General features: G+C 48.0%; 9 protein-coding genes and 2 pseudogenes. All 11 read left to right on the forward strand.

Features of this window, described 5'->3' with window-relative positions; genetic code table 11:
- Positions 1 to 13: 13 nt before the first annotated feature.
- Positions 14 to 541 carry a hypothetical protein gene (locus ACO6BQ_RS06180; protein ID WP_489120035.1) on the forward strand — a complete coding sequence of 176 codons (528 nt, stop codon included), beginning with the start codon at positions 14 to 16 and terminating at the stop codon, positions 539 to 541.
- Positions 538 to 1,374: a hypothetical protein gene (locus ACO6BQ_RS06185; RefSeq protein WP_489120036.1), complete on the forward strand. Its 837-nt coding sequence runs from the start codon at positions 538 to 540 to the stop codon at positions 1,372 to 1,374. Before ACO6BQ_RS06180 ends, ACO6BQ_RS06185 begins: the two co-directional genes overlap by 4 nt.
- A gap of 9 nt (positions 1,375 to 1,383) precedes the next feature.
- Positions 1,384 to 3,303, forward strand: coding sequence for a site-specific DNA-methyltransferase (locus ACO6BQ_RS06190; RefSeq protein ID WP_489120037.1), 1,920 nt, complete (start codon positions 1,384 to 1,386; stop codon positions 3,301 to 3,303).
- 49 nt (positions 3,304 to 3,352) lie between these two features.
- Positions 3,353 to 3,658 (forward strand): nucleotidyltransferase family protein, encoded by a 306-nt coding sequence (locus ACO6BQ_RS06195; RefSeq protein WP_039957294.1) that lies wholly within the window; start codon positions 3,353 to 3,355, stop codon positions 3,656 to 3,658.
- Positions 3,655 to 3,828: a hypothetical protein gene (locus tag ACO6BQ_RS06200; protein WP_489120038.1), complete on the forward strand. Its 174-nt coding sequence runs from the start codon at positions 3,655 to 3,657 to the stop codon at positions 3,826 to 3,828. The genes ACO6BQ_RS06195 and ACO6BQ_RS06200 overlap by 4 nt, the downstream gene beginning before the upstream one ends.
- A complete protein-coding gene (locus tag ACO6BQ_RS06205) occupies positions 3,828 to 4,358 on the forward strand; it encodes a DEAD/DEAH box helicase family protein (protein ID WP_489120039.1) in 531 nt (176 codons plus the stop codon). Before ACO6BQ_RS06200 ends, ACO6BQ_RS06205 begins: the two co-directional genes overlap by 1 nt.
- A gap of 58 nt (positions 4,359 to 4,416) precedes the next feature.
- A pseudogene (locus ACO6BQ_RS06210) lies at positions 4,417 to 5,262 on the forward strand (NgoPII family restriction endonuclease).
- Between the two features lie 9 nt (positions 5,263 to 5,271).
- Positions 5,272 to 6,267, forward strand: a complete 996-nt coding sequence (locus ACO6BQ_RS06215; protein ID WP_489120040.1) for a DNA cytosine methyltransferase — start codon at positions 5,272 to 5,274, stop codon at positions 6,265 to 6,267.
- 211 nt (positions 6,268 to 6,478) lie between these two features.
- Positions 6,479 to 6,928 (forward strand): restriction endonuclease, encoded by a 450-nt coding sequence (locus ACO6BQ_RS06220; protein ID WP_489120041.1) that lies wholly within the window; start codon positions 6,479 to 6,481, stop codon positions 6,926 to 6,928.
- 312 nt (positions 6,929 to 7,240) lie between these two features.
- Positions 7,241 to 8,926 (forward strand): methyl-accepting chemotaxis protein, encoded by a 1,686-nt coding sequence (locus ACO6BQ_RS06225; RefSeq protein WP_489120042.1) that lies wholly within the window; start codon positions 7,241 to 7,243, stop codon positions 8,924 to 8,926.
- Positions 8,927 to 9,226: 300 nt separating this feature from the next.
- Positions 9,227 to 9,959 (forward strand): annotated as a pseudogene (locus tag ACO6BQ_RS06230) (IS30 family transposase).
- The last annotated feature ends 190 nt before the right edge of the window (positions 9,960 to 10,149 follow it).

Below are 10,149 nucleotides of genomic sequence, written 5' to 3' on the forward strand. Positions count from 1 at the left end.
TCTGGAGATTATTATGGACTGGTGCTATAGAGCTCTTCTTACACTAAATGCTACATCATGGATGCTCGTTGTTTATGGAATTAAGTCGCAGTGTAAGATTTATGATGTTTCGATCTTGGAAACAGGACTAGCTCTTCTATTTATTCCAATAATCTTGTCTTTTTTAGCACTTATATGTGCAAGATGGCTGGATGATGACTCGTTGACTTGTTGCCAGGAGAGTTCTTTGGCGGATAATGAATTTCTTCCTGTGTACTTAGGGTATTTTTTTGTTTCGCTATCCGTACCGGATAATATTACAATGGGATTTCTATATGGAATCGTTTTTGTATTTACGTGGTTTTCCCAGACACAATACTTTAACCCGTTATATTTACTATTGGGGTATCATTACTATCATGTCCTTACAAAAGAGAGGACAAGAATATTTATCATTGCTCGCGGGAATGTTATTCGAAATCGAAAGGAGATGTCATTCGAACATCTTAAAAGATTAAATGATACAACCTATTTAGTAATTAGGCAGGAGGAAAGGAAATGACACATGTTTTTGCTAAGTTAAGAATACGTGGAAATAGCAATAAATATCGAAAGGTGTTGTCTACAAAAGATGATATATATAGCAATATAGAATACTTAATTATAGATGCAGTTTCATACAATCCAGGTGCCAAATTAGATCCTGGAGAATGGTTTATGATACCGGAGTTTTCGAAACAAAGGTTTAGCATTGACATAACAAGTGGAGCTTGGGAAACAGTTGATTACGATAGTTTGAAAAAAGAGGAATACGGAAATATAGATTTTTTGTTTGCAAAGAATGATAACGGCATATTTTTTCAAAGGGTTACGAAAGCTAAGCTGGTGAGAAAAAAGCATATTTGGGAGTTTGGTGGAAAATTCCGATATGTTCCTGATGCAGGGGTATTAGCGCTTAATGATTATCCAGATGCAATCTATGTGCCTCAGAAAGACTTATTATATTTTCAAAGGTTCGAGACAGCATCTATGATATTTAAGGGTATGGCAATATTGTATCGAGAAGCTACCGATCAGGAAGTAAAGGAGTTCTTATCGAATTCGTTTATAATTCTTATGGATGGCTTTGAAACCGATAAGGTTAAAAAAACGAATCGAAAACTTATTGCACAAGCAGTGGATCAGTTTTCAAATATGAAACAAGAGGATAGGGAGAAGATATTTTCTTATATCAAAGAATATTGCCCTAATCTTTCCGTGGAAGGTCAACAATTTGCAATTAGCTCCAACAAGGATTTAAAAATGCTTTTATATGGTATTGGACAACGCTTCTATACAACACCCGTTGGAGACGAGCAGAGGGTGGCAAATTCTACGATTACTCTTAATTTGTGAGGTGTTAGGATGGATAAGCTGAAGATGCACAGCAGGGACAATGTGGCGGTGAATGTGGAGGCGGTGGGGCGGCTGTTCCCGAACGCCCTGACGGAGGTCATGCGGGATGGGAAGCTCGTGCAGGCGATTGATTTCGATGTGCTGCGGCAGGAGCTCTCGCGTGAGATCGTGGAGGGGCGCGAGGAGCGCTATGCGTTCACATGGCCGGACAAGCGGCAGGCAATCCTCGCGGCGAATGCGCCGATTGCGGCAACGCTCCGTCCCATCGTGGCGGACAGTGTCGGGCGCGACGGCACGGCGGGCGCGTTTGACAGCGAGAATCTCTACATCGAGGGGGACAATCTCGATGTGCTGAAGCTGCTCCAAGAGACGTACCTCGGCAAGGTGAAGATGATCTATATCGATCCGCCGTATAATACCGGGAACGATGCCTTTGTGTACGATGATGACTTTGCGATGGAGGGCGGGGATTTCGTTTCGGCGAATGTTCCCTATGATGAGTACGGGAATATGGTCTATGATTTCAAAAAGAATCTGGACAGCAACGGACGTTTCCATACAGACTGGCTGAATATGATCTATCCGCGTCTCAAGGTGGCAAAGAGTCTGCTTGCGGAGGATGGGGTTATTTTTATCAGTATTGGTGATGAGGAACTGGATAATTTGCGAAAAGTCTGTGACGAGGTTTTTGGTGAAGCTAACTTTCGCAATCAAATTACGATTCGGCGCGGTGCAAAATCTTTGCAAGCACAATTTGAATCGTGGGATAAATTGGGACAGGGCGTAGAGTATATCCTGTTATATACGCGAAATAGTGAATATCGTTTTCCAAAACAAATGAGAACACTGGATGAAAAGAGAGCAGGAGCATGGAATAATCACTGGCGTGGGACAGATCGACCGACCATGCGCTATGAACTGTTTGGGCATACGCCTGAACAGGGACAATGGCGGTGGAGTAAGGAACGTAGTTATCAGGCGATAAAAAACTATCAGCGAATGCTTGCGGAAACGGGACAAGACAAGAATGCTCCTGTGCCCACTGAAATTGTAGATGAATGGTATGCCAAACAAGGTAAAGACATAGATTTACTAAGGCAATCAGCGACAGGAAAAGCGGAGCATTATATTGCACCAACGGATAGCGTGGTGTTAAATAATTCATGGATGGATTTACTGGTTGGGAGTTCTCATGAAATAAACCAGCTATTTGATACAAAGGTGTTTGAAACAGCGAAATTAACGGAAACGATAAAGCGTATGTTAGCCTTTGTCGATAAAAACGCTCTTATCCTCGACTTTTTCTCCGGCTCTGCGACAACCGCCCACGCCGTAATGCAACTGAACGCCGAGGATGGAGGGGCTAGGAAGTTCATCATGGTGCAGCTGCCCGAGGTGACAGATGAGAAGAGCGAGGCGGCAAAGGCGGGCTATCGGAATATCTGCGAGATCGGCAAGGAGCGCATTCGCCGTGCAGGGGCGAAGATTGCGGCTGAGGCGGGCGAGAAGGCGGCAGGGCTTGACCTCGGATTCCGCTGTCTGCGGCTCGATACGAGCAATATGACCGATGTCTACTACGCGCCTGATGCCGTGACGCAGGACGGGCTTTTCGCGCAGGTGGACAATGTGAAGGCGGATCGCACGCCGGAGGATCTGCTTGTTCAGACGATGCTCGATCTCGGCATCCTGCTCTCGGCGTCGATTGTGGTGGAGGAGGTCGCAGGGAAATGCGTCTTTAATGTCGCGGACGGGTTCCTCCTCGCGTGCTTTGACCGCGCGGTGACGGACGAGGCGATGACGGCAATCGCCAAGCGAAAGCCCTACTATGCGGTGTTCCGTGATGCCTCGATGGCGGACGACAGTGCTCTCACGAATTTCGATCAGCTCTTTGCGGCGTACAGTCCTGCGACGGTGCGGCGGGTGCTGTAGTGTAACACCCCTCGGGAAGCGCTATGAATCATTATGAACAGGAGGAGTCATGATGCAAACGTCTGTATTTACCATGGAACAGATTGCCGCGGCGGTGAAACCGCTTGCTGATAAATACCGTGTGAAGGAAATTTATTTGTTTGGTTCGTACGCACGCGGGGAAGCGGACGAGAATAGCGATTTGGATTTTCTTGTTTTTGGTGGAGAAATGTTTCGGCGAACGATGATTTTTGCCTTGGCGGAGGAGCTGCGCGAGGTGCTCAAGAAAAACGTGGATGTTTTTGAAATCGCAGAGGTCAACCCGGACAGTAATTTCTATCAAACGATTATGAAAGAAAAGGTTTTGGTGGCATGAAGTATTCGGATCGGCAAAGGGTTCAAAAGATCTATGACTATGCTGTTCAGTTGCAGGAATATATCCGAAAAAACGACATTGAAAAAGAGGAGTTGCTGACGCAGTTGCCCATTCTGATCCGGCAGCTGGAGCGCTGTTTGACAGAATATGAGAATACGGGTGATCTCTGATGAAGTTTCACTTTACGGTGCAGCCGTACCAGACGGATGCGGTGGAGGCGGTTGTCAGCGTGTTCGAGGGACAGCCGTATCAGGCGCATACGGACTATCGGCGCGATGTGGGGACGGGTGCGGCGCAGGGCAATCTGCTCCGCGTGGAGGAGAGCTATCGCGACGGGGCGTACACGGGGGTAGATGCGGCGTCGGATGATGGCTTTCGGAATGAAGTGCTGGCTCTGACGAAGGATCAGCTGCTCGCGCATATTCGCAGGGTGCAGAGTGCGCGTAATCTCTGTCTCTCGGAGACACTCTCATCTCCGCTCGGTGCGTGTGCGCTCGATGTGGAGATGGAGACGGGTACGGGCAAGACGTATGTCTATATCAAGACGATGTTTGAGCTGAATCGCCGCTATGGTTGGAGCAAGTTCATCGTGGTGGTGCCGAGCATCGCGATCCGCGAGGGCGTGAAGAAGTCCTTTGAGATGACGGCGGAGCATTTCATGGAGCACTACGGGAAGAAGGGCAGATTTACCGACAAATGAAATTTTGATACAATGGAGTATGTAGTATTTCGTTTGAAACAAAAAGGTGGATTTTACGATGAGGGCTGACATCATAGATGCGATCATGAACTTTGTTCAAAATCCTGTAACAGAGCTTGTTTCCTGCTATCAGGGAAAAAATCGTGCGAATAATGCAGGTGACGCCTTGGAAGAATATGTCAAAGATATGTTTGCGAACTCTTTCAATCTGAGCGAGACGGAGCGCATGGAACGCATTAGTAGGATTTTCTCTTATTTGGGGAATAACTCGAATCCGCCCGATGCTATGTTAAGTGGCGGCGATGCGATTGAAGTAAAAAAGATAGAAACGGATAATGCCGCTTTAGCCTTAAACAGCAGCTATCCAAAACATACATTGCGCTCCTCAAATCCGATGATTTCAACAGCTTGCAAAATGGCTGAAGACTGAACGGAGAAGGACTTAATTTATGTTGTAGGCGTTGTAAAAGCAAATATGCTGAAACATTTATCTATGGTTTATGGGCTTGATTATTGTGCTTCAGATGAATGTTATCGCCGCATAAAAAGTACAATCAAAGCGGGAGTAGAATCTATTCCGGGAGTCGAATTTGCTGAGAGCAGAGAGTTGGGACACATTAACCGTGTCGATCCTCTGGGGATAACGTATATGCGTGTCAGAGGAATGTGGGGAATAGAAAATCCATGGAGGGTATTTAGTTATATTTATCATAGGGACATGAGTAAGAGCTTGACTTTTATGTGCTTAATAAATTCCGTTAAATGGGAAATATTGCCAAATAAAAACGAATTGATTTTACTCGCCAAAGAAATACCTGCTCTAATGATACAGGATGTAAAGATCAAAGACCCCGATAATCCGGCAAGACTGAAACAAGCGAAACTCATAACATTTTATCAATAGGGAGATACCATGAAAGTAATAAGTCTTTTTAGTGGTTGCGGCGGGTTGGATTTGGGATTTGAAAAAGCAGGGTTTGAAATTCCTGTGGCGAATGAATTTGATTGCTCGATTTGGGAAACCTTTATCGTCAACCATCCTAAAACACATTTGATCAAAGGAGATATTCGCAATATAAGAGAGGCGGATTTTCCGGATAACATTGATGGTATTATCGGCGGACCACCGTGTCAGTCATGGTCAGAAGCCGGTGCACTGCGTGGTATTAACGATGAACGTGGTAAATTGTTTTATGACTATATTCGCATTCTACGTGATAAACAACCTAAATTTTTTCTGGCAGAAAATGTTAGTGGAATGCTTGCAAATAGGAACTCAGAAGCTGTAAAAAACATATTATCTCTTTTTGAAAAATGTGGCTTCGATGTTTCCTTGACGTTGGTGAATGCCAAAGACTACGGCGTAGCACAAGAACGGAAACGCGTATTTTACATAGGGTTTAGAAAAGATTTACATATTTCTTTTTCCTTTCCGCAGGGATCAACCCAAAATGACGAAAATAAAATTACGTTACGTGATGTTATTTGGGATTTGCAAAAAACAGCAGTTCCCGCAGCTGCTAAAAACAAGCACAATCCAGACGCAGTAAATAACAATGAATATTTTGTCGGTGCGTATTCTCCTATTTTTATGAGCAGAAATAGGACGAAATCGTGGGATGAGCAGGCATTTACTGTGCAGGCATCGGGGCGGCAATGCCAACTTCATCCACAAGCTCCTAAAATGATAAAGGTTGGAAAGAATGATTGTCGTTTTGTAGAAGGGAAAGAGGATCTGTATCGCCGCATGACCATTAGGGAAGTTGCCCGTATTCAAGGATTTCCGGATGATTTTCAGTTTATATATACAAGTACGAACGATGCTTATAAAATGATTGGCAATGCCGTCCCTGTCAATCTTGCTTACGAAATTGCCTGTTCGATCAGGGAACATCTTCAGGAAGTATGATGAGCGAGCGTGTATATTTTCTTGGGGAAGTGCTGATAAATCAAGCTCGACCATCTTAACGCATCATTTTTACACGATCTTGTTGGAAAATCAGACAGGAAGGACCACACAAATCTGACGGACTTCACTTTATCAACCCTCCTTAGACTTCATGGCACTATGAAGGAGGATATCTTATGTTTAGTGCAATCTCGAGCAGAAGGCGACGACGGTGATCGATCACATTACCTACAATATGGGGGCGGGCAGCTATGATTCGAGTATTTTTATGACGGAGCGGCGTCCGCTCGCGGAGGCGTACGAGGCGAAGCGAGCGATTCAGAAGTATCTCTTTCCCGACGGGCAGGTGGAGGAGCGTTTCGCCAAGGCGATGGACGGACAGGAGGAGGTGCTCTGCTATGCGAAACTTCCGCGTGGGTTCAAGATCCCGACGCCGGTCGGCAGCTATGCGCCGGACTGGGCGATTGTCTTTCATGAGGGAACGGTGAAGCATATCTACTTCGTCGCGGAGACGAAGGGCTCGCTCTCCACGCTGCAGCAGCGTCCCATCGAGCAGGCAAAGATCGCCTGCGTAAAGCGGCTCTTTGAAAAGCTAAGCGATGCTGTCGTCTATGACTGTGTGGACGATTTCCAAACGCTCATGAATCGTGTGATGAAGTGATTATGCAGTATGGGGCTGTTGTGCGAAGGGGGCTTCGTGCAGCAGCCCTTTTATCAGTGCTTCCAATAATCTCCTTTACAAAAAAAAATGATAGGTATATAATCATTAGAGTATCAAAATTGTATTTTTTCAGGGAAATATGATAAAACAAGCCCTTAAATTGGCACAGATTTATCGTTTTTCGCTGGAAGAAGTCAAAGTGCAGCAGGGCTGTGTGGAGAATTTGCCCGCGAAAGGGCGGGATGGATTCGTGTTTCCTATGTGCTGTCAGAGAGCAGACGGTACGGTCGTAGAATGGGGAGGATGTTGATTATGGGATTGAAGCTGAAGGCAGTCCTGTTTGTGGATGCCTGTATCATCCTTGTCTGTGCGTGCATTGCGTTCATCGGATGGCGCAGCGCAGATCAGGGGTTTGATCAGGCATTGCAGATGCAGGCGGAGTCGAACGCCATGATGGTGGAGTCCGTCATGGATGCGCGTTTCCCGGGGGGCTGGTACGTCGAGGGAGGTGCTCTCTACAAGGGCGATCACCGATTTGGCGACAATCAGGAGATTGCCGATCAGCTGGGTGAGGTTTGTCAGGGGTACGTTACATTCTTTGCCGAGGATGTACGCATATCAACGAACCTCAAAAATGATAAGGGCGAGCGCAACGTTGGGACGAAGGCAGATCCCAAGATTGCCGAGGCGGTGCTGAAGGGGAACAGCAAATACACGGGGCGCACGGAGATTCTCGGCAAGGCATATATGAGTGCCTATGTGCCGCTGTACAATCAGAGCAAGCAGGCGGTCGGTATGATCTTTGTCGGGGTCGATCGCGGTGTCATGGATGATGTGCGGAGCAGTTTTCTCATGGAGATCGGGTTTGCTGCCGTGGCGGTCATCGTCATCATGAGCCTGCTCTCCTATGTGATTCTCGGGCGTGCGATTACACCCATCAGTGATTTGACGGCGGGTCTGGGCAGGATTGCCGAGGGAGATCTGCGCGGATCGAATCTGGACGAGACATCTGCAGATGAGATTGGACAGCTTGCCCGCAGCGCGAACCGCATGAAGGAGCATCTGCACGATGTCATGTCAAATGTCTCTCGTTCTGCTGAGACGGTGGCAGCGTCGGCGGAGCAGCTGACGGCAAGCTCGCATCAGACGTTGGAGTCGATCACGCAGGTTGCGGACAATACGGTTCACATGGCAGAGGGCTCGGCACAGCAGCAGGATATGGTGGAGCGGCTGTCAGGGGCTGCAGACAATATGACGGCGAAGATCGCGCAGCTTTCCGAACGGGCGGAGCGCGTCTATCGTCTCGCAGAGGAGAGCGGCAAGCAAACGGAGGAAGGGCAGAAGCAGGTAGAGAATGCCGTCACCCAGATTCAGAGCATTGCCGACCAGGTCAGTGCTGCTGCCGCCGTTGTGGAGGCGCTCGGCAAGCGGTCCGACGAGATCGGCTCGATCGTGGATACAATCTCGGGCATCTCGGAGCAGACGAACCTCCTTGCGCTCAATGCTGCGATTGAAGCAGCGCGTGCAGGGGAGGCAGGACGCGGCTTCGCTGTCGTTGCAGAGGAGGTGCGCAAGCTCGCCGAGCAGTCGGGCATCTCCGCCAAGGATATTGCCGACCGCATTGCGATGATCCAGCGCGATACCGCTGAGGCGGTGCGGGCGATCCAGCAGGGGAATGAGAATGTCGAGGGCGGTGCTGCCGTTGTCGCTCTTTCGGGTGAGGCATTCCGTTCGGTCGCGGGGCATATCACGGAGCTCGTACATCAGATCCGCCGCGCATCGGAGGCGGTCACGGAGGTCAACACGACGAAGGATTCGATGGTCGCATCCCTCAAAGGCGTGGAGGAGATCACGAAGTCTGCGGCAGAGGAGACGCAGACGGTCTCTGCCGCGACAGAGGAGCAGGCGGCGACCATGAACGAGATTGCGGATGCCAGCAATACGCTTGCGGAACTGGCACAGCAGCTGCAAAGCGAGGTGCAGAAGTTCAGGTTGTAACATAAAGGAAGCACGGATAAATGAATCGAGCTGTTGCACGAGGTGAAACGCCTTGGTGCAGCAGCTCTTATTTTTCGGGACGCACGGATGCGTTTAGGCGCAGTATGTTGCTACATCTCTTTGTCCGCAGAACGTCTGCAAATTCTCCAACTAGCCGAGGTGTCACGAAATTGTATAGGAATCGCTGATAAAATGAAGTCCGTCAGATTGGCGTAGATTTTTTCGTCCGATTGAGGCAGCAAACCGGACGCATAGCCAAAGCTATGTGGAGGATTTGCTAACGAAAAGCGGGCAAAAAAGATGCGTCAAGATGATGGTGCTGAATTTATCAGTGCTTCCTTAAACGCCTATCAGCGTGGGCAGATCGAGGCGATGCTGCGTCTTGGTGTTCCCAAGGTGAAAATCGCCAAAGACCTTGGCATCGCCCGCTCCACTTTGTACGAGGAAATAAAGCGCGGCACGGTAACGCAGAAACGTTCCGATTGGACGTACTACGAGCAGTATTTTGCACAGTCCGGTCAAATCCGCTATGAGCGCAATCGTGAGAACTCCGGAAAACCGTCCAAATTTAACGCAGCATAGGACTTCATCCGGTATGCAGAAAACTGCCGTCCTGCTCGCCGCTGATGAACGTAAGCAGCGAAAGAGGCATCTCATAAAGATTCGTGCAAAGACCGCAGAAGCGGTTGCCGAAGGGCTTGCCAAACTAAGAGAGCTCTATGGGGCACAGTTTTCACAGCTGTTCCGTACCATTACCTGCGACAACGGGAGTGAGTTCGCTCGTCTGCAAGAAGCTGTTCCCAAGGCGAAGGTGTACTATGCGCATCCTTACGCGCCTTGGGAACGTGGAACGAACGAGAAGCAGAATGCACTCGTTCGGTATTTCATTCCGAAGGGCATGGATATGACGAACTTGAGCGAGGAAGAAGTGCAGCGCGTAGAGGATTGGATCAATACGCTGCCACGCAAGATTCTTGCCTATGAGACACCTCGGGAATGCTTCGATGCCGCCTTGAAAACGCTTCTGTCATAAATTTTGATTCTGTTATGCTCCACTGTCCGATTTGATATTGCAATTTAGGTTATATCATATCGCAATGAAAAAACACAATTTTTCATCATATCTCGCCTTATCTCGTCTAAAATATTATCCCAAATCGAAGTCATCGAAAAGGGGCTGTTGCACGAAGGTAAATTTATCTTTGTGCAACAGTCTATCTTTT

The sequence above is a fragment of the Centipeda sp. (in: firmicutes) genome, from assembly GCF_057271695.1.

Bases quoted from the DNA above. Each gene is read 5' to 3' on its own strand.
- ACO6BQ_RS06180 (WP_489120035.1), top strand. From the start codon at position 14: ATGGACTGGTGCTATAGAGCTCTTCTTACACTAAATGCTACATCATGG.
- ACO6BQ_RS06185 (WP_489120036.1), top strand. From the start codon at position 538: ATGACACATGTTTTTGCTAAGTTAAGAATACGTGGAAATAGCAATAAA.
- ACO6BQ_RS06190 (WP_489120037.1), top strand. From the start codon at position 1,384: ATGGATAAGCTGAAGATGCACAGCAGGGACAATGTGGCGGTGAATGTG.
- ACO6BQ_RS06195 (WP_039957294.1), top strand. From the start codon at position 3,353: ATGATGCAAACGTCTGTATTTACCATGGAACAGATTGCCGCGGCGGTG.
- ACO6BQ_RS06200 (WP_489120038.1), top strand. From the start codon at position 3,655: ATGAAGTATTCGGATCGGCAAAGGGTTCAAAAGATCTATGACTATGCT.
- ACO6BQ_RS06205 (WP_489120039.1), top strand. From the start codon at position 3,828: ATGAAGTTTCACTTTACGGTGCAGCCGTACCAGACGGATGCGGTGGAG.
- ACO6BQ_RS06215 (WP_489120040.1), top strand. From the start codon at position 5,272: ATGAAAGTAATAAGTCTTTTTAGTGGTTGCGGCGGGTTGGATTTGGGA.
- ACO6BQ_RS06225 (WP_489120042.1), top strand. From the start codon at position 7,241: ATGGGATTGAAGCTGAAGGCAGTCCTGTTTGTGGATGCCTGTATCATC.